Annotated in this window: 18 protein-coding genes and 1 tRNA gene; 10 read left to right on the top strand and 9 right to left on the bottom strand. The window is 65.4% G+C overall.

Translation table 11 applies throughout. The features are described 5' to 3' along the window. Positions 1–44 precede the first annotated feature (44 nt). Complete coding sequence (locus LMA02_RS12570; protein ID WP_006750014.1) at positions 45–374, top strand: c-type cytochrome; 330 nt, start codon at positions 45–47, stop codon at positions 372–374. 137 nt (positions 375–511) lie between these two features. On the opposite strand, the gene LMA02_RS12575 is transcribed toward LMA02_RS12570, so the two are convergent. Genes LMA02_RS12575 through LMA02_RS12585 form a run of 3 tightly spaced genes read right to left on the bottom strand, consistent with a single transcriptional unit; the run spans position 512 to position 3,189 of the window. Then, positions 512–1,201: a DUF2486 family protein gene (locus LMA02_RS12575; RefSeq protein ID WP_228905234.1), complete on the bottom strand. Its 690-nt coding sequence runs from the start codon at positions 1,199–1,201 to the stop codon at positions 512–514. Between the two features lie 25 nt (positions 1,202–1,226). Beyond that, positions 1,227–1,643 carry a DNA polymerase III subunit chi gene (locus LMA02_RS12580; protein WP_228905240.1) on the bottom strand — a complete coding sequence of 139 codons (417 nt, stop codon included), beginning with the start codon at positions 1,641–1,643 and terminating at the stop codon, positions 1,227–1,229. Between the two features lie 34 nt (positions 1,644–1,677). After that, positions 1,678–3,189 (bottom strand): leucyl aminopeptidase, encoded by a 1,512-nt coding sequence (locus tag LMA02_RS12585; RefSeq protein ID WP_228905242.1) that lies wholly within the window; start codon positions 3,187–3,189, stop codon positions 1,678–1,680. Positions 3,190–3,311: 122 nt separating this feature from the next. Here LMA02_RS12585 and lptF point away from each other — a divergent pair, with 122 nt between their 5' ends. Genes lptF through LMA02_RS12600 form a run of 3 tightly spaced genes read left to right on the top strand, consistent with a single transcriptional unit; the run spans position 3,312 to position 5,964 of the window. Beyond that, positions 3,312–4,403, top strand: coding sequence for an LPS export ABC transporter permease LptF (gene lptF, locus LMA02_RS12590; protein WP_166722912.1), 1,092 nt, complete (start codon positions 3,312–3,314; stop codon positions 4,401–4,403). Between the two features lie 3 nt (positions 4,404–4,406). After that, on the top strand, positions 4,407–5,555 hold the full coding sequence (gene lptG / locus LMA02_RS12595) for an LPS export ABC transporter permease LptG (protein ID WP_166722911.1): 1,149 nt from the start codon (positions 4,407–4,409) through the stop codon (positions 5,553–5,555). 25 nt (positions 5,556–5,580) lie between these two features. Continuing rightward, on the top strand, positions 5,581–5,964 hold the full coding sequence (locus LMA02_RS12600) for a sirohydrochlorin chelatase (protein WP_228905243.1): 384 nt from the start codon (positions 5,581–5,583) through the stop codon (positions 5,962–5,964). 104 nt (positions 5,965–6,068) lie between these two features. Here LMA02_RS12600 and cobA read toward each other — a convergent pair whose 3' ends face one another. The 6 genes from cobA to LMA02_RS12630 all read right to left on the bottom strand — a co-directional run bounded on the left by cobA (position 6,069) and on the right by LMA02_RS12630 (position 12,272). Continuing rightward, on the bottom strand, positions 6,069–6,818 hold the full coding sequence (gene cobA, locus LMA02_RS12605) for a uroporphyrinogen-III C-methyltransferase (protein ID WP_212072517.1): 750 nt from the start codon (positions 6,816–6,818) through the stop codon (positions 6,069–6,071). An 83-nt stretch (positions 6,819–6,901) separates the two neighbouring features. Then, positions 6,902–8,218, bottom strand: a complete 1,317-nt coding sequence (locus LMA02_RS12610; protein ID WP_228905244.1) for a sulfate adenylyltransferase subunit 1 — start codon at positions 8,216–8,218, stop codon at positions 6,902–6,904. 22 nt (positions 8,219–8,240) lie between these two features. Then, positions 8,241–9,203 carry a sulfate adenylyltransferase subunit CysD gene (cysD, locus tag LMA02_RS12615; RefSeq protein ID WP_228905246.1) on the bottom strand — a complete coding sequence of 321 codons (963 nt, stop codon included), beginning with the start codon at positions 9,201–9,203 and terminating at the stop codon, positions 8,241–8,243. 75 nt (positions 9,204–9,278) lie between these two features. Beyond that, positions 9,279–10,022: a phosphoadenylyl-sulfate reductase gene (locus tag LMA02_RS12620; RefSeq protein ID WP_166722907.1), complete on the bottom strand. Its 744-nt coding sequence runs from the start codon at positions 10,020–10,022 to the stop codon at positions 9,279–9,281. Next, complete coding sequence (locus LMA02_RS12625; RefSeq protein WP_228905247.1) at positions 10,019–10,567, bottom strand: DUF934 domain-containing protein; 549 nt, start codon at positions 10,565–10,567, stop codon at positions 10,019–10,021. Before LMA02_RS12625 ends, LMA02_RS12620 begins: the two co-directional genes overlap by 4 nt. A gap of 25 nt (positions 10,568–10,592) precedes the next feature. After that, complete coding sequence (locus tag LMA02_RS12630) at positions 10,593–12,272, bottom strand: nitrite/sulfite reductase (protein WP_166722905.1); 1,680 nt, start codon at positions 12,270–12,272, stop codon at positions 10,593–10,595. A gap of 219 nt (positions 12,273–12,491) precedes the next feature. Between LMA02_RS12630 and LMA02_RS12635 the strand changes: the two genes are divergently transcribed. The 6 genes from LMA02_RS12635 (at position 12,492) to pilV (ending at position 18,647) form a co-directional block, all read left to right on the top strand. Further along, positions 12,492–13,433 carry a CysB family HTH-type transcriptional regulator gene (locus LMA02_RS12635; RefSeq protein ID WP_228905249.1) on the top strand — a complete coding sequence of 314 codons (942 nt, stop codon included), beginning with the start codon at positions 12,492–12,494 and terminating at the stop codon, positions 13,431–13,433. Positions 13,434–13,584: 151 nt separating this feature from the next. Further along, positions 13,585–14,742: an ABC transporter substrate-binding protein gene (locus tag LMA02_RS12640; RefSeq protein ID WP_228905250.1), complete on the top strand. Its 1,158-nt coding sequence runs from the start codon at positions 13,585–13,587 to the stop codon at positions 14,740–14,742. 97 nt (positions 14,743–14,839) lie between these two features. Further along, positions 14,840–14,924 (top strand) — tRNA-Leu (locus LMA02_RS12645). Between the two features lie 435 nt (positions 14,925–15,359). Beyond that, positions 15,360–15,641: a hypothetical protein gene (locus tag LMA02_RS12650; RefSeq protein ID WP_228905252.1), complete on the top strand. Its 282-nt coding sequence runs from the start codon at positions 15,360–15,362 to the stop codon at positions 15,639–15,641. Next, positions 15,638–16,552 carry a plasmid replication initiator TrfA gene (trfA, locus tag LMA02_RS12655; RefSeq protein WP_228905254.1) on the top strand — a complete coding sequence of 305 codons (915 nt, stop codon included), beginning with the start codon at positions 15,638–15,640 and terminating at the stop codon, positions 16,550–16,552. Before LMA02_RS12650 ends, trfA begins: the two co-directional genes overlap by 4 nt. Before the next feature lie 682 nt (positions 16,553–17,234). Beyond that, the gene (pilV, locus tag LMA02_RS12660) at positions 17,235–18,647 is read left to right on the top strand and encodes a shufflon system plasmid conjugative transfer pilus tip adhesin PilV (RefSeq protein ID WP_228905255.1); all 1,413 of its coding nucleotides are present in this window, start codon (positions 17,235–17,237) and stop codon (positions 18,645–18,647) included. The last annotated feature ends 138 nt before the right edge of the window (positions 18,648–18,785 follow it).

Genomic DNA, 18,785 nt, shown 5'->3' on the forward strand with positions numbered 1-18,785 from the left:
TGCGCGGACCGTGAAGCCGGCCGTCCCCGCCGGCGGAGAACCGCATGAAACAGACGATATTGCGCGCGCTGCTCGCGGCGCTGCTGACCGGCAGCGCGGCGGCCGCGCACGCCGACCTGGCCGGCGACGGGCTCGCGCTCGCGCAGCGCAAGAACTGCGTGGCCTGCCATGCGGTCAGCAAGCCGCTGATGGGCCCGCCGTTCCACGACATCGCCGGCAAGTACGCGGCGCGCGCCGACGCGGTCGATTACCTCGCGCAATCGATCGTGAAGGGCAGTATCGGGGTGTGGGGCAGCGTGCCGATGCCCGCCAATACGCAGCTGACGAGCGCCGAAGCGCACACGCTCGCGCAGTGGGTGCTGTCGCTGCATTGAACTGGATGAACGGGCGCACGCGCGCTGCGCTTCGCGCCGGGCACCGTGCTGCTCTCCTCGACATGACCGGCTCGTCGATCGTCATCGACGAGGAACGGAACCGCACTCGCGTTCCCGTGCACGAAACGATCGTGCACTCAGCCTGAACGACCGGTCCGGCGGCGGGCGATCTCTTCGTCGACCGCGTCGCGAACCCACTCCATCACTTCGGTTTCGAGCGCCAGCGCCACCTCGCGCGTGATCTGGCCGACCAGCCACGCCGTATGGTCGTGCAGCGCGTCACGGCAGCGGGCCTCGATGGCCTCGCGCCCTTCCCCGGTCAGATAATTCGTCAGCCGATTGCGCAGACGCTCGGCGATATGCTGCGCGTCCTCTGGCGTCAACGCGACGGCCGCATGCGTGTCCGGCTGCGCCGCGCCGGCGAGATGATCGGTAGCCAGCCCGTCGGCAGCCGGCGCGCCCCGGTGCGACAGCACCGCTTCGTCGGCCTCCTCCGGCGCCGCGGCCAAGCCAGACTGCTGCGCATCGTCGGCGGCCAGCGCGGATCGCAGCGGCGCCTGCATCCCGGCCGATTCCTCGGCGACGACGTGCCCGGCGGCACCGGGTAGCGCCGGTGCGTCGCTGTCGCCCGGCAGTTCGACGGTCGGGACGTGCGGCGTCGGCACCGGCTCGACCACCACGAATTCGGGGTCGGTTCCTGTGTGTTCCGGCACGGCGGCATCGTCGCGCGGCGGCATATCGGCCACGGAAGAACGCGCCGGCACCGGCTTGCCCGGCACCAGCACGTCGGTCAGCGTCGGGATCGAAGAGGATTCGGCTTGTGTCACGGGAAGGCTCCGTCGACGGTTGCGGCTAGCTGCCCTGCTTGTAATTGTTCAGCGCGTAGCCGCGATCGCGGTAGAAGCGATAGCGGTCGCGGCCCGCGGCCAGCTCGTCCGGCGCGTTGCCGACCACCTCGAGCAGGCGCTCGAAGCGGGCGAACTGCGCGGGCACGGCCGCGCCGAGGTTCAGCAGCACATGGTAATGCGGCGCCTGGTCGAGATCGGCGGCCAGCACGATCGGCGTGCCGGCCGCGTGCGCGCTGTCGACGCCGCAATGCGGGATGAAATCGAGCGGCGAGAACGTCCAAAGCCGCTCGTCGAGCGCGCGCAGGCGCGCGGGGTCCGCGAGCACGACAACCGGCTGCCCGGCCTGATAGGCCTTGCGCAGCAGCCGGCATGCGTACGCGAGCGAATCGCCGACGTTCGAATGGAAATCGATTCGCGTCATTGCCCGCGCACCCGCATCGTCGTGAGACCTGCCATCACTGGCCGGCGCGGTCGATCAGGAACTGCGCGAGCAGCGGCACCGGACGGCCGGTCGCGCCCTTCGCCGCGCCGCCCTTCCAGGCGGTGCCGGCGATGTCCAGGTGCGCCCACGGATAGCTGTCGGTGAAGCGCGACAGGAAGCACGCCGCCGTCACGGCACCGGCCGGACGCCCGCCGATGTTCGCGATGTCCGCGAAGTTCGACTTCAGCTGATCCTGGTACTCGTCGTCGAGCGGCATGCGCCACGCCGGATCGTTCGCTTCGCGCGATGCGTCGAGCAGTTCGCCCGCCAGCGCGTCGTCCTTCGAGAACAGGCCGCTGTTGTGGGCGCCGAGCGCGATCACGCAAGCGCCCGTCAGCGTCGCCACGTCGATCACCGCGGCCGGCTTGAAGCGCTCCGCATAGGTCAGCGCGTCGCACAGGATCAGGCGACCCTCGGCGTCGGTGTTCAGCACCTCGATCGTCAGCCCCTTCATGCTGGTGACGATGTCGCCCGGCTTCGTCGCGTTGCCGCCCGGCATGTTCTCGCAGGTCGGCACGATCGCGACGACGTTGATCTTCAGCCCCATTTCGGCGACCGCACGCATCGTGCCGAGCACCGAACCGGCGCCGCACATGTCGTACTTCATCTCGTCCATGCCCTCGCCCGGCTTCAGCGAGATGCCGCCCGTGTCGAACGTGATGCCCTTGCCGACCAGCACGACCGGTGCGACCTTCGCGGCGGCGCCCTGGTAGTGCAGCACGATGAACTGCGGCGGCTCGACCGACGCACGCGCGACCGACAGGAACGAGCCCATGTTGAGCGCCTGGATCTGCTTCAGGCCGAGCACCTCGGCCTTCAGACCCCAATCCTTCGCGATCTTCTTCGCGGTGTTGCCGAGATAGGTCGGCGTGCACACGTTGCCGGGCAGATTGCCCAGGTCGCGCGTGAGATCCATCCCGTTCGCCAGCGCGACGGCCTGCTTGACTGCCAGCTTCGCCGCCTTTTCATCGGCCGGATCGACGCTGAACACGACGCGCTTGAGCGTGTGCGACGCCGGTTCCGGCTTGCTCTTCATCTGCGTGAAGCGGTAGGTCTCGTTGCGCAGCGCGAGAATCGCCGCACGCACGCCCCAGTCGGAGCTGCGCTCGTCGACCGGCAGCTGCGCGAGCGTGAACGTGACCTGGACGATCTTGGTCGCCAGCAGCGCGCGCCATGCGGCCGTCACCGCGTCGTTGTAGGCTTTCTGATTGAAAGCATCCTGCTTGCCGAGGCCGACGAGCAGCACACGCGACGCACCGATGCCCGATACTTCGTGCAGGAACAGCGTCTTGCCGCGCTTGCCGTCCATGTCGCCGGCCTTCACCACGCGCGAGATCAGCCCCTTGGTGGCCGTGTCGATGTCGAGCGCCGCGCCCGACAGGGTTTGCGCCTCGAAGATGCCCAGCACGATGCAATCGGACTTCCCCGTCAGGAACCCCTTGGCCTCGCCTTTGCTCCAATCACAGCCTTTTATGCTAAAGTCCATCGCGCTTGTCCTCGGATAAAATCTGGGCTAAGGATGAAAGCCGCAATTATCCGCTATTTTTCCCGTGGCGGCGCGAGCGCTCCACCACGCGTGCGCAGCCTCCCGCCCTCTTCTCATCAAGAATGATCTTCGAACGCTCCCTCCAGCGCGAGCTTGCGTATACGGCTGGCGCCGTGTTCATGGTGCTGCTCACGATCATGCTCACGACGATGATGATCCGCATCGTCGGCTATGCCGCGTCCGGCGAAATCGATCCGCGGGACGTGCTCGTGCTGATCGGCCTGACCGTGATCGGCTATCTCGCCGTGATGCTCGTCGTCACGCTGTTCGTGTCGATCCTGTTCGTGCTGACCCGGTGGTACCGGGACTCCGAAATGGTGGTCTGGCTCGCGTCCGGCGTCAGCCTCACGCGCCTGATCAAGCCGATCGGCGTGTTCGCCACGCCGATCATCCTGCTGATCGCGTTCTTCGCGTTCGTCGGCTGGCCGTGGTCGAACCAGCAGAGCAAGATGATCAAGGCGCGCTTCCAGCAGCGCGACGAGATCTCGCTGCTCGCGCCCGGCCAGTTCCGCGAATCGGCGTCGAACCATCGCGTGTTCTTCATCGAGAAGATGTCGCCGGATCAGAGCAAGGTGCAGAACGTGTTCGTCACGTCGACCGAGAACGGCAAGGTCAATATCGTCGTATCGCACACGGGCCACACGGAAACGAAGGACGGCGATCGTTTCGTCGTGCTGGAAGATGGCCGCCGCTACGACGGCACGCCCGGCCAGCCGAACTTCAAGATCATGGAGTTCCAGCGCTACGGCGTGAAGATCACGAGCACCCCGGTCACCAACGTGCCGACCACCAACAGCACGCCCACGCCGGACCTGCTGCGCAACCCGACGCGCGACAACCTCGCGGAATTCGCATGGCGCGCGGGCTTGCCGCTGATCGCGATCAACCTGATGGTGCTCGGCATCCCGCTGTCGTACCAGAACCCGCGCCGCAGCCGCACGATCAACCTCGTGATGGCCGTGCTGATCTATCTCACGTACTCGAACCTGCTGAACGTCGTGCAGGCGCAGATCGAGCAGGGCAAGATGTCGTTCGGCGTCGGCCTGGTTGGCCTGCATGTGGTCGTCGCGGCGATCGTCGCGCTTATCTTCTGGTTGCGCGTGCGCAATCGTCCGCTGTTGACACGCGCGCTGTTCGGCCGCTCGGGAGCATGATCGATGCGGCTCTATGAAAAATACTTCGCGCGGCAGATCTACGTCACGTTCGTCTTCATCCTGTTCGCGTTCTCGGGCCTGTTCTTCTTCTTCGACCTGATCAGCGAACTGAACTCGGTCGGGCACGGCAACTACAAGTTCGGCTACGCGGTGCTGCGCGTCGCGCTGCAAACCCCGTCGCGCTTCTACGAGATCATCCCGGTCGCCGCGTTGATCAGCGCGATCTACGTGTTCGCGCAAATGGCCGCGAACTCGGAATTCACGATCTTCCGCGTGTCGGGCCTCGCGACCAACCAGGCGCTGCGCTCGCTGCTGAAGATCGGCATTCCGCTCGTGATCATCACCTACATGATCGGCGAATTCGTCGGCCCGTACGCCGACCAGCTGTCCGAACGCGTGCGGTTGCAGGCGCTCGGCGCGTCGGTGTCGTCGAACTTCCAGTCGGGCGTGTGGGTGAAGGACACGCTCGCGGCCCGCGAGAACGGCGAGCAGGTCACGCGCTTCGTCAACGTCGGCAACCTGTCGCCCGATTCGACGATCAGCAACGTGCGCATCTACGAGTTCGACTCCAAATTCCAGCTGCAGAACGTGCGGATCGCGCAGACGGGCCGCTACGAGCCGCCCGGCCACTGGCTGCTCACGGGCGTCACGGAAACCGAACTGACGCCGATCAAGCCGATCAGCGGCGCACCGGCCGACGCGCTGAACCCCGTGTACCGGTCGCAACAGGTGACGCTGCCGGAATACCGGCTGCGCTCGGACCTGACGCCGCAGATCCTGTCGGTGCTGCTCGTGTCGCCGGAACGGATGTCGATCATCAACCTGTTCCGCTACATCCAGCACTTGCGCGAAAATCAGCAGGACACGCAGCGCTACGACATCGCGCTGTGGCGCAAGCTGCTCTACCCGTTCGCGGTGTTCGTGATGCTCGTGCTGTCGCTGCCGTTCGCGTACCTGCATACGCGCGCCGGCGTGGTCGGCGTGAAGGTGTTCGGCGGCATCATGCTCGGCATGAGCTTCCAGTTGCTCAACACGCTGTTCTCGCACATCGGCACGCTGAACACGTGGCCTGCGCCGCTGACCGCGGCGACGCCGGGCCTCATCTATCTCGCGCTCGGCCTGTTCGCGCTCAAGTGGGTCGACCGGCACTGAGCGCCGTCACGACGGAGGCTTCGACATGAGTTCGCACGGCATCGTCCTGTTCGGCCACGGCGCACGCGATCCGCGCTGGGCCGAGCCGTTCGAGCGGCTGGCCGCGCGGCTGCGCGGCAGCGGCGCACCCGCGCCGCACGTGTCGCTCGCGTTCCTCGAACTGATGACGCCTTCGCTCGACACAGCCGTCGCCGCGCAGGTCGCGGCCGGCTGCACGCGCATCACCGTGGTGCCCGTGTTCTTCGGCCAGGGCGGCCATGTCCGTCGCGACCTGCCGCAGCTCGTCGATGCCTGCCGGGCCGCCCATCCGAATGTCGAGATCCATTGCGCGACGGCGGTCGGCGAAGACGACGGCGTGCTCGATGCCATCGCACGCTACTGCATCGACCAGATCGGCCGCAACGCGTAGCCGGATCAACGGCACCAACAAAAAAGCGCCGGCTTCCGCCAGCGCTCTTTTGAATCACCCACCGCGAAGCCGAGCGGCTGCCGCATGGGAACCGCTACGTCGACTCAAGCCGCATTGCGCAACGCATCGCCCGCTTTCGCGGGTCGCACGCGTTCGGCGAATGCATCGCCGATCATCAACAGGCTCGGTTCCGCCGGATCGAGCCACGCCTGCGCGTCGCCCGCCGCCATCTGCGCGAGCGTCAGCGTCAGCGTGCGTTCGCGCACCGTGCTGCAGGCCTCGACGATCGCCACCGGCGTCGCGGGCGCCCGGCCCGCGTCGATCAGCTCCTGCGCGATACCGGGCGCGCTGTCGCGGCCCATGTAGTAGACGATCGAATCGGCGCGCGCCGCCTCGCGAATCTCGTCGCTACCGGGTGCGCGGCTGTGCGTCGCGAACGCGACGCTGCGCGACACGCCGCGCAACGTCAGCGAGCGCTTCAGCGTCGCCGCGCCGGCCAGCGCCGCGGTGATGCCCGGCACGACCTCGTAGTCGATGCCGGCCGCCTCGAGCGCACGCATTTCCTCTTCGGCGCGACCGAACAGCATCGGGTCGCCGCCCTTCAGCCGCACGACGCATGCATGCTCGCGCGCCGCGTCGACGATCTGCTTGTTGATGAAGTGCTGCGCGGTCGAACGCTGCCCGCAGCGCTTGCCGACCGCGATCTTGCGCGCGTTCGGCGCGTAGTCGAGCATCGCCGGCTCGACCAGCGCGTCGTGCAGCACGACGTCGGCTTGCTCGAGCAGCCGCGCGCCGCGCACCGTGATGAGGTCCGCGGCGCCCGGCCCTGCTCCGATCAGATACACCTTGCCCATGTTTGTCGCTTCGCTTCGCTTCGGTTCTGCCCGTGCGGACGGCGGCCGGCCCGCGCCGCCACGAGGGCGGCGCGCAACGCCGGTTACGCCGAGAACGCCCGGATCATGCCGGCGGCGACCGTGTGGTGCGTCGCCTCGTCGATCAGCACGAATGCGCCCGTGCCCGGATGTGCATCGTACGTGTCGCAGACGATCGGCTTCTGCAGCGTCAGCGCGACGCGGCCGATGTCGTTCATCTTCAGTTCCTGGCGGTCGGTCGCTTGCGACAGCGTATGCACGTCGAGCACTTCCTTGACCGCGCCGATCTTCGCGAACACCGTGCTCGTGGTTTGCTTCAGCAGATACTTGCGCTGCGGCGACAGCGGCGTCTCGTCGAACCAGCACAGGTCGGCCTCGAGCTTCTTCGCCGGCTCGACCGGCTCGGCGGTCGTGACGAACATGTCGCCGCGCGACACGTCGACATCCTCCGCGAGGCGAATCGTCACCGTCTGGCCCGCGAATGCGTGCGCGACGGACGCGGTGCCGCCCGGCACCGGCGCGACGATCTCGGCGACCGTCGCGGTGCGGTTCGACGGCAGCACGACGATTTCGTCGCCGACCTTCACCTCGCCCGATTCGATCCGGCCCATGTAGCCGCGGAAATCGTCGGCCGAGCTGCCGTCCTGGCGTGCGACCCACTGCACCGGGAAGCGCAGCGCGTCATGCGCCTGCGTCTCGACCGGCAGCGACTCGAGCACGTCGAGCAGCGGCTCGCCCGCGTACCAAGGCATGCGTTCGCTCGCGCCGACGATGTTGTCGCCCTTCAGCGCCGACACCGGCACGAACCGCACGTCGGTCAGGCCGAGCTGCTTCGCGAGCGTGACGTAGGCGTCGCGGATCTCGTTGAAGCGCGCTTCGCTGTAGTCGACCAGGTCCATCTTGTTGATCGCGACGATCACGTGCTGCAGCGCCAGCAGCTTCACGATCGCGCTGTGGCGCTTCGTTTGCGGCAGCAGTTGCGCAACGCCGTTCTCGAGCGTCACGCGCGTCGCGTCGACCAGGATGATCGCCGCATGCGCGGTCGATGCGCCCGTCACCATGTTGCGCGTGTACTGCTCGTGGCCTGGCGTGTCGGCGATGATGAACTTGCGCTTCGCGGTCGCGAAATAGCGGTACGCGACGTCGATCGTGATGCCCTGCTCGCGCTCGGCTTCGAGCCCGTCCGTCAGCAGCGCGAGGTCGAGCTCGTCGCCGACGGTGCGCTTGTTCTTCGCGCGCGACAGCGCGGACAGCTGGTCGGACAGCACGGCCTTGCTGTCGTACAGCAGGCGGCCGATCAGCGTGCTCTTGCCGTCGTCGACGCTGCCTGCGGTGATGAAGCGCAGCACGCCGAGGTCTTCGGTGTTCTCGATGATGCTCATGATTTGAATGTCCTCGTGTGCTTCAGAAATAACCTTGCTTCTTGCGCTGTTCCATCGCGGCTTCGGAGGCCTGGTCGTCCATCCGGGTCGCGCCGCGTTCGGTGATCTCGGTCACGGCCGTCTCGGCGATGATCTTCTCGACGTCGTCCGCATCGCTCGCCACCGGGCACGTGCAGCTGATGTCGCCGACCGTGCGGAAGCGCACCTGCGCGATCTCGCTCGTCTCGCCGTCACGCATCGGCGTGAGCGGCGTGACGGGCACGAGCAGCCCGTTGCGGCGCACGATCTCGCGCTCGTGCGCATAGTAGATCGACGGCAGTTCGAGGTTCTCGCGGGCGATGTACTGCCACACGTCGAGTTCGGTCCAGTTGGAGATCGGGAACACGCGCAGGTGCTCGCCCTTGTGCAGGCGGGCGTTGTACAAGCTCCACAGTTCCGGGCGCTGCGCCTTCGGATCCCACTGGCCGAATTCGTCGCGGAACGAGAAGATCCGCTCCTTCGCGCGCGCCTTCTCTTCGTCGCGGCGCGCGCCGCCGATCAGCGCGGTGTAGCCGTGCTGCTCGATCGTCTCGAGCAGCGTGACGGCCTGCGCGGCATTGCGCGAATCGGTTTCGCGGCGCAGCACGACCGTGCCGCGCTTGATCGAATCCTCGACGTGGCCAACCACCAGCTCGGCGCCGAGCTCTTGCGCACGGCGATCGCGGAAGTCGATCACTTCCTCGTAGTTGTGGCCCGTGTCGATGTGCACGAGCGGGAACGGCAGCGTGGTCTTGCGGTTCGTGCCGAGGCCGAATGCCTTCAGCGCGAGGTGCAGCACGACGACCGAATCCTTGCCGCCCGAGAACAACAGCGCCGGCTTGCTGCACTCGGCGACCAGCTCGCGCAGGATGTGGATCGACTCGGCTTCGAGCCAGTCGAGGTGGCCCATGCGGTTGTCGGTACCGGTGGGCGGGGCAAAGGCGGATTGCTCGAGCGTCGTGCTCATGATTTCAGTCCTTCTCTTCTGGGTTCGTGCCGCCCGCTGTCGCAGGCGGCGCAATATTCGGTTTCTTGTCGGCTGTCAGTGCGCGGCGCCAGCTTCGGCGTTCGCGGGAATCGGCGTGATCGTGATGTGCAGCCCGCATTCCTTCGTGTCGCGCGACTCCCACCACCAGCGGCCCGCCCGGCTGTCCTCGCCGGGACGGATCGCGCGCGTACAGGGCTCGCAGCCGATGCTCGGGTAGCCGCGCGCATGCAGCGGGTTGACCGGCACGTCGAACGCCTTCAGGTACGCCCACACGTCGGCTTCCGTCCAGTCGGCGAGCGGGTTGTACTTCGCGATCCCGCGCGCTTCGTCCTGTTCTTCCTCGTGCAGCTCCGCACGCGTGACCGACTGCTCGCGACGCTGGCCCGTGACCCACGCGCCGACGTCGGCCAGCGCACGGTTCAGCGGCTCGACCTTGCGGATGTGGCAGCACGACTTGCGCAGCTCGACGCTTTCGTAGAACGCGTTCAGGCCATGCTCGGCGACGTACTGGTCGACCGCGTCCTGCTGCGGGTGAAACTGCTCGATCTCGTAGCCATAGCGCTCGCGCACGCGGTCGATCATGCCCAGCGTTTCCGCATGCAGGCGGCCGGTGTTCAGCGAGAAAATGCCGATCGATGCGCCCTTCGACAGGATCGCGTGCGTGAGCAGCATGTCTTCCGCGGCGAGGCTGCTCGCGAACTTCACCTTCTCGTGCCGGGCGCCGATCTGCGCGAGCAGCGCGTCGAGGCGCTCGACCTTCGCGGCGAGTTCCGGCGTCAGTGCGTTCGCGCTGCTCATGCGCTCACCTTCGCGTCGGGCGTCGCTGCGTCGGCGCGGCGGCGGAACAGCGGCGCCGGCTCGTCGAACGCGCCCTGGTAACGCTGCGTGAATTCGGCGAACGCGTTCAGCGCGTCGTGGATGTCCTTGTCGGCACGCACCGCGAACGCGTCGAAGCCGCAACGCGACATGTACAGCAGCTGGTCGCGCAGCACGTCACCGATCGCGCGCAGCTCGCCGGTCCAGCCGTGGCGCTCGCGCAGCAGGCGGCCGATGCTGTAGCCGCGGCCGTCCGCGAAGCGCGGGAAGTCGACGGCGATCAGCGAGATCGCGCCGAAGTCGGCCACGAGATCGGCCGGCTCGCTGTCGGGCGCGAGCCACACGCCGAGTTCGTCCTTCGTCTTCGCGGCGACGAGCGCCGCGCGCTCGGCCTGCCACAGGGTGAACGGCACCAGCACCTTGCCGGCCGGCAACGCGTCGACCGTGGGCAGCGCACCGTCTTCCGCCGCGCGCACGACCTGCCATGCGTCGTCGATCACTGCGCGGTTCTTGATAATCGAAGCCATCTGCAAATTCCTTCTAGCCGGTTGGTTACGCGTTCACTGCCTGGCGCGCCGCATACACGCGCTCCTTGAACGGCGCGATGCCGATGCGGTCGTACGTGTCGATGAAGCGCTCGCCGTCGGTGCGCGCCTCGACGAACGTGTCGATCAGCTTCGCGATCACGTCCGGCACTTCTTCCGCCGAGAACGACGGCCCGATCACGCGGCCGAGGCGCGCGCCGTTGCGGCCCGTGCCCTGCTCGCCGCCGAGCGACACCTGGTACCACTCGGCACCGTCCTTGTCGACGCCGAGGATGCCGATGTTACCCACGTGATGATGACCGCACGAGTTCATGCAACCGGAAATATTCAGCGACAGGTCGCCGAGGTCGTACACGTAGTCCAGATCGTCGAAACGCTGCTGGATCGCCAGCGCGATCGGGATCGACTTCGCGTTCGCGAGCGAGCAGAAGTCGCCGCCCGGGCACGCGATGATGTCGGTCAGCAGGCCGACGTTCGGCGTCGCGAAACCGGCCGCCTTCGCCTTTTCCCACAGCGCGAACAGGTCGCGCTTCTTCACGTTCGCGAGAATCAGGTTCTGCTCGTGCGACACGCGCAGTTCGCCGAACGAGTACGCGTCGGCCCAGTCGGCCACCAGGTCCATCTGCGCGTCGGTCGCGTCGCCCGGGGCCACGCGGTGGTCCTTCAGCGACAGCGTCACGGCGGCATAGCCCGGCACCTTGTGCGGCGCGACGTTGCGCTCGACCCAGCGCGCGAACGCCTTGTTCTCGAGCAGGTGCTGTTCGAACGATGCGTCGGTGTCGGCGAGCTTCTCGTAGACGGGCGGCAAGAAGGACTGCGACACGCGGTCGAGCTCGGCCTGCGTGAGCGTCGACGGGCCGTCCTTCAGGTGCTGCCACTCTTCCTCGACCTGCTGCGCGAACTTCGCGGGCGACAGCGCCTTCACGAGGATCTTGATCCGCGCCTTGTACAGGTTGTCACGGCGGCCGTAGCGGTTGTACACGCGCAGCACGGCTTCGCAATAAGTGAGCAGGTGCTGCCACGGCAGGTCTTCCTTGATCACCGCGCCGACGATCGGCGTGCGGCCGAGACCGCCGCCCGCGAGGATGCTCGCGACCACTTCGCCCTGCGCATTCTTCTTCAGGTACACGCCGAGGTCGTGGATCTGCACGGCCGCGCGGTCGTCCTTCGAGCCGGACACCGCGATCTTGAACTTGCGCGGCAGCCATGCGAATTCGGGATGGAACGTCGACCACTGGCGCAGGATCTCGGCCCACGGACGCGGATCGATCTCCTCGTCCTGCGCAACGCCGGCGAACTGGTCGGCCGTGATGTTGCGGATGCAGTTGCCCGACGTCTGGATCGCGTGCATCTGCACCGATGCGAGCTTCGCGAGGATCTCCGGCGTTTGCTCCAGCTCGACCCAGTTGAACTGGATGTTCGAGCGGGTCGAGAAGTGGCCGTAGCCGCGGTCGTGTTCGCGGGCGATGCGCGCCAGCATGCGGAGCTGGTCGCTGCGCAGGTTGCCGTACGGAATCGCGATGCGGTGCATGTACGCGTGGCGCTGCATGTACAGGCCGTTCTGCAGGCGCAACGGACGGAACTCGTCTTCGCTCAACTCGCCCGACAGGCGGCGGCGCACCTGATCGCGGTACTGTGCGACTCGCTCGTCGACGATCGTCTGGTCGTACTGGTCGTACTGATACATTCGGGGACCCCAGGGTTTTCGTGGTGACCGCGCGACGTCCTAGCCACGTCGCGCCCGAATCTCCGTTCCGCCGCCACCGCCGGCGGCCTTCCGCTGCCCGGCTGGATTGCTAATGACGAAAACAGATATCCATATTTGAAAAACTCCGGTGAATCGTAATAAACTCGCCTTATATTTCAAACGACTAAAAAATTCTGTTGATATGCGAAAGGGTTATAAATGAACCTGCACCAATTTCGCTTCGTGCGCGAGGCCGTCCGGCAGAATTTCAACCTCACCGACGCCGCCAAGGCCCTCTTCACGTCGCAACCGGGGGTATCGAAGGCGATCATCGAGCTTGAGGACGAGCTCGGGGTGGAGATCTTCACGCGGCACGGCAAGCGCGTGCGCTCGCTCACCGAGCCGGGCAGGATCATCCTCGCGTCGGTCGAACGAATCCTGCAGGAAGTTGAAAGCCTGAAAAGGGTCGGAAAAGATTATGCGGCGCAGGATCAGGGCAACCTGACGATCGCCGCCACCCACACGCAGGCCCGCTACTCGCTGCCGGCCGCGATCGCCGAGTTCAAGAAGCGCTTCCCGAAGGTGCACCTGTCGATCCTGCAGGGCAGCCCGACGCAAGTGGCCGAGATGGTGATCCACGACCAGGCCGATCTCGCGATCGCGACCGAGGCGATCGCCGACTACAAGGAACTCGTGTCGCTGCCCTGCTTCCAGTGGCATCACGCGGCCGTGGTGCCGGCCGATCACCCGCTGCTCGAACGCAAGCCGGTCACGCTGGACGATCTCGCGCAGTACCCGCTGATCACGTACGACGATGCGTTCGCGGGCCGCAAGAAGATCAACCATGCGTTCGCGCTGCGCGGGCTGTCGCCGGACATCGTGCTCGAGGCGATCGACGCCGACGTGATCAAGACCTATGTCGAGCTCGGCCTCGGCGTCGGGATCATGGCCGACATCGCGTTCAACCCGGAGCGCGACCGCAACCTGCGGCTGATTCCGGTCGGCCACCTGTTCGGCAGCAACGTGACGCGCGTCGCGCTCAAGCACGGCGCCTACCTGCGCAGTTATGTGTATACGCTCGTCGAGCTGCTGTCGCCGACGCTGAACCGCAAGCTGATCGAGCAGGCGCTCAAGGGCGAAGCCGACTCGTACGAGCTTTGACCAGCGCCCCCGACCTGTCGCTTCGCGCCAGGCGCCCCGCGGGGATCAAGAACACCTTGGGGCGGCCGGCGTTTTCTTGAAGCGACGTGTACGTGTATAACCACAGGGGCGCATATCGCGCCCCTTTTTGTTGCCCGACGGAGATTCCCGCATGACGCTTCCCGCCCTGTTGCGCCGCGCCGCCGGCGCCGCCCTCGTGCTCGGCTGCACGGCCGCGCATGCCGACCTCAAGGTCGGCGTCGACCTGTCGTCCACCGGCCCGGCCGCCGCGATAGGCATCACCAGCAAGAACGCGATCCTGATGTGGCCGAAGACGATTGCCGGGCAGCCGGTCCAGGTGACGGTGCTCGACGATGCGTCGGACCCGGGCACTGCCGTGCGCAACATCCGCAAGCTGGTCGACGAAGATCACGTCGACGTCGTGGTCGGGCCGAACATCACGCCGGCCGCGCTCGCGGCGCTCGACGCGGTGGCGGCCGCCCAGACGCCGATGATCACGCTGGTCGGCTCCGGCGCGATCGTCGAGCCGCAGGAAGGCGCGCGGACCTGGGCGTTCAAGATGGCGCAGAGCGACAGCGCGATGGCCGACGTGATGACGCGCTATATGGCCAATCACGGCGTGAAGACCGTCGGCTTCATCGGCTTCGCGGACAGCTATGGCGACAGCTGGCTGAATGAATTCACGCGCTTCGCGCAAGTGCGCAAGATTCGCGTGATCGCGACCGAGCGCTTCAACCGCACCGACGCGAGCGTCACCGGCCAGGCGCTGAAGTTGATCGCGGCGAAGCCCGATGCGATCCTGGTCGCGGGCTCGGGCACGCCGGCCGTGCTGCCGCAACGCACGCTGATCGAGCGCGGCTACAAGGGCGCGATCTATCAGACGCACGGGATCGCGACGCCGGAATTTATCAAGCTCGGCGGCAAGGACGTCGACGGGACGCTGTTCCCGACGCAGCCGGTCGTCGTCGCGCGCACCCTGCCTGCCGACCACCCGGCGCGCAAGGCCGCGCTGGCATTCGTCGACGCCTATGAAGCGAAATACGGTGCCGGCACCGTCACGCAGTTCGCGGGTGACGCGGCCGGCGTGTACCCGCGCCTGGCGGATGCGGTCGGCCGCGCGCTGAAAACCGCGCAGCCCGGCACGCCGGCCTTCCGCGCGGCGCTGCGACGCGAACTCGAACGCGCGAACGAGCTCGTCGTGCCGAACGGCGTCGTCAATACGAGCGACAAGGATCATGTGGGACTCGACCAGCGCGCGAGCGTGATGGGGATCGTCAAGCAGGGCCAGTTCGTCTACCTGAGCCAGTAACGCGCGAACGGCTCGCCGCGCGGCTTGCCCCGCGCCCCGTTTTCCGCCATAATCCGCAGTTCGCCGCGCGCAACTGCAGCGCGGCCAGGATCAAAAAGCCCAGGTGGTGAAATTGGTAGACGCAGGGGACTCAAAATCCCCCGCCGCAAGGCGTGCCGGTTCGATTCCGGCCCTGGGCACCATTTAAAATCAAAGGGTTACCGTACCCTGCGATACCTTCAGATACCGCGAAATACCCTCTTTTTCGCGAAAAATTTTCCCAGATTGTCACACCCATTCGTCGTTGACGCTCGATGGGTACTTTGCGATACTTCTCGCCATGCTGCGGGGAGGCAGGTCACACTCCCCTGTCCTGGAGGGACGAGATTAACTCCAGGGAACTGCCAGTCGATAGTCGACGTCGGGTCGACTCCCTTGAGTGGTGGAGAAGCGGCTAGCCCCTATGCAAGGCGGGTGCAGAGAACGTTCACCTCGATAGAGGTCGAGCGGAAGAGACATTGGGTCCACGGGCCACCAGTTCTCGATTGCACTGCGCAGCTATCTCCAATCCCCGACTTTCCTTAGCTTAGGCCCGTGGGCCGACCCGGTTGCGCCGGGCCGTTAGGGAAAGTCCGTCTGTGCTTACCAATTCCACTCTCGACTATCTGGAGAGCCTGTGGCCGCGTCAGGCCCTCGTACCCGTACTTGAGGCGGGGAAATGCCTCAGCTACGCACCTCAAACGACGCGGAACAAGCTTGCAAAGGGCCAGTTCCCCGTGCCGACCGTATTGGTCGGCGGTAAACGTCTTGTCAATAAGACGCAGCTCGCGCGCTACATCGACGAACTCAGCATTGAGAAAAAGCGACGCGGACGACCAACAAAAGCCGAAGTCATCGCCCGCGATCGAGGTGGTCGATGAGCGGCGCCGATGCATCCGTAGACGCACACATCCCAGATAACCGCGGCATCGGAGCCGCCTTGGCATTGGTTCGACGACTCGAAGCTGAGCGTTTGACGCGCGCCGATGCACCGACCGAAAAACGGTCGCCGCAGCAGCTCTTCCTGCCCGGCATGGACGATTTCATGCGGGCCATGCCCAATCACATCGCGCGATCGAGCCTCTTCGCCCCGGTCGCGCGTGGCCGGAAAACGATGCACAAGGACACAGTGCTCGTGAGCCGCTCCGATGCCGTCATCAAGTTCTGGGGTGAGCAACTCGACGAAGCGCAGGCGGACGTGTGGATGCAAGCCATGCACGAGGCCAGCAAGCACCCACTGGGCGAGCCGGTAGCAATTCGTCGCGCAGCCTTTCTTCGCTCCATTGGACGGCACGTCGGCAACTACGAGTACAAATGGCTGCATCGTGCCATGGAAGCACTGACATTCGCGATGCTGGTGATCGAGGTCACCAAAGACGGCGCTCCGAAGCTTGAGATCGGCAAGAGCCGAGCGCTCCACCTGATCGACGGTTTCGATTTTGACGTCGAGAGCGAAACCTACATGCTTCGCGTCGACCCGCGTTGGCAAGCTATGTTTGCCAACCGCGAATTCGCGCTCATCGATTGGGACAAACGCCTCCGAATCGATCCGCGGCAAGACATGGCAAAGGCGCTGCAGCGGCTAGCCGCAACATCCGACGAGACCATCCAGCGATACGCACTTGACTGGCTTAAGCGGAAACTCGAATACACAGGGCGTCCGAGAGACTTCGTCGATGCGCTGAAGCGCGCTATGCGCGAGCTTGAGCGACACGACGTAGGAATCATTGCCGGCGGTCGGATAGAGACGAGCACCAAAGGCAAGCTGCAGGCGGTGTGGACAAAGATATGAAAACCATCGGGGTCACGTCGCGTCTTCTTCGGGGTTACGTCGCTGGGCGTCGGGGTTACGTCGCTCTTTCTCGGGGTTACGTCGCACAGCGGGCGCATAAGCCATTGTTCTTCTTGGTATTTCCCAACAAATCTCGCCCTCTACCTTTCTTCTACCTTCTTTCTACCAGAGGTCCCTGTGGACAACCGGCGGCCTCCTCAACACCAGCGCCGTGCAATCGTCGGTGGCCCGCGCCATCGGCTCGCCGGGCTGCGGGGTCACCCACCCTGCGGGCGGGCGAGTCCTACCGGACCGGCCCCTACCGGCTCGGCGGCTACGCCGCTTCCCTATATGGCGCGGCGAACACGTCTGATGCGCGCGAACGTAGGACAAGTTTTGCAGGAATGACGCACTGGCAAAGCAACCGACCATGGCCCGAAGCAGCGCCTGCAACCGGCCCTTCGCCAGTTGTCTCTTTCTCATTGGGGCAAGGCCCTTCAGGGCCGCGTCAGGCCCGTAAGGGCTACGGCCGCGAGGAGCCGGTGGACGGGTGCGGAACCCCGGCCGCTCGGCCGGGGCTGTCCACACCCTCGAGGTGTGGGCAGCGCAGCCGTCCACGGGCGGGCGCGAGCGCAACCCATGACCTGTCCTTCACGACGCTTTTGCGCCCTCTCGCGGGCGCGTAACGGGATCCTCATCGACCATGAAATCGAAATCGAACATTGAGCGCCAGCGAGGCGCCATCACGTTGGTTGAAACACTCGGCGTTCTTATCATTGCGAGCCTCATCATGCCCACGGTTTGGGGCTGGCTGTCGGACGACGCAGACAGCAAGGTCAACCGTGCGACCGCAGACCATGACAAACAGGTAGTCCTCGCTGCCGGGCAGTACATCAAAGATAACTACGCCGCCGTGTTGGCTAACGCGAGCGCTACGACGCCGGCGACGATTACGGTGCCAATGCTGCAGTCCCAGTATCCGCAGATGTTCGCGACGGGCTTTTCGGTAAAAAACCCGTATGGGCAAACGGTGACGGCGCAGGCATACCAGCCCACCGCAGGTACGCTCGATACCATCATTGTGACGTCGGGGGGGCAGACGATCAGCGAAGGAAACATGCGAAAAATTGCGCAGCTGATCGGTGGCGCCGGCGGCTATATTTCTTCGACCAATCCGAGCGTTGCGAACGGCAGCTACGGCGCATGGGGGCCCAAGACAATTCCGAACTCACCCGGGGGCGGCCACATGGTCTATTCGCTTATGTTCGAGAATGGATCAATGGTGACTGATTACCTCTATCGAAAGGCGGTGCCGGGACACCCCGAGCTGACCAACATGCAGACGGATCTTGGCATGACGGATACGAGCGGTACGCCCCACAACGTTACGGGAGCGAACCTGATTAGTTCCCAAAGCCTGCAGGCGCTCTCGAACGGCTCGGTGGGCGCGCCTTCCGTATCGTTGGCTAATGGCAAGGTGATTAGCTTCAATCAGGTGCCAGAGGGCGGGGTGCTGGGCCTAGTAGGCGCGAATGGTCAGCCCATTTATCTAGAAAGCCTCAACGGCACCTTCCGCCTTGTGAACGGACCGTGGAACGCGCAACTTTTCTCCGTGGATCAAAGTGGCAACGTCAACGCGAGCGGCAACCTCACAGCAAACGGCCAAATCACGACCAACAGCAACGTGTACCTGGCGCAAAATGGCACGTCGGTGCTCGGCGGCGGTCAGTTGCAGGTGAACGCCAATGGTCCGCTGTATCTGAACCCCTGGTCAGGCGGTCAAACGATCGTCGGCGGGGGCGGTGGTAGCGGAAATCTGCAGGTGACGGGTAACGTCGACGGAGACGGCTACATCCGGGCTGGGCAGATTGCATCGACGGGTGCGCGGTGCGGGCCGAACGGATCGTTCGGTAACGACGGGCGGCAAGCGTTGTTCTGCAATGACGGTGTTTGGACGGCGGTTGGTGAAAGCCAAGCATGGCGATGCGTTCAATACTGGTCCGTTTGGGCGTCGGGAATTTTGCAGGACCACTACTTCTCCGTTTTCAACTCTACTTCCGACGTCTCCTATGGCTCCGAAGGTAACGGTTGGATGGCTGTGTGCAGGTTAAGTTAGCCGGAATACTTAGACGTGACATAGCCTAGCGAGATGCACTTTGATGGCTCCGGCCCTTTGCTAAAACCGATCGCCGCGACCACTGATATCGCGAACGGCACCGCAGCAGCGGCCGCCGTTAGAACGCCCGCTGCAGTC

This window comes from Burkholderia sp. B21-005 (assembly GCF_020843965.1).
Classification (GTDB): Bacteria; Pseudomonadota; Gammaproteobacteria; order Burkholderiales; family Burkholderiaceae; genus Burkholderia; species Burkholderia ambifaria.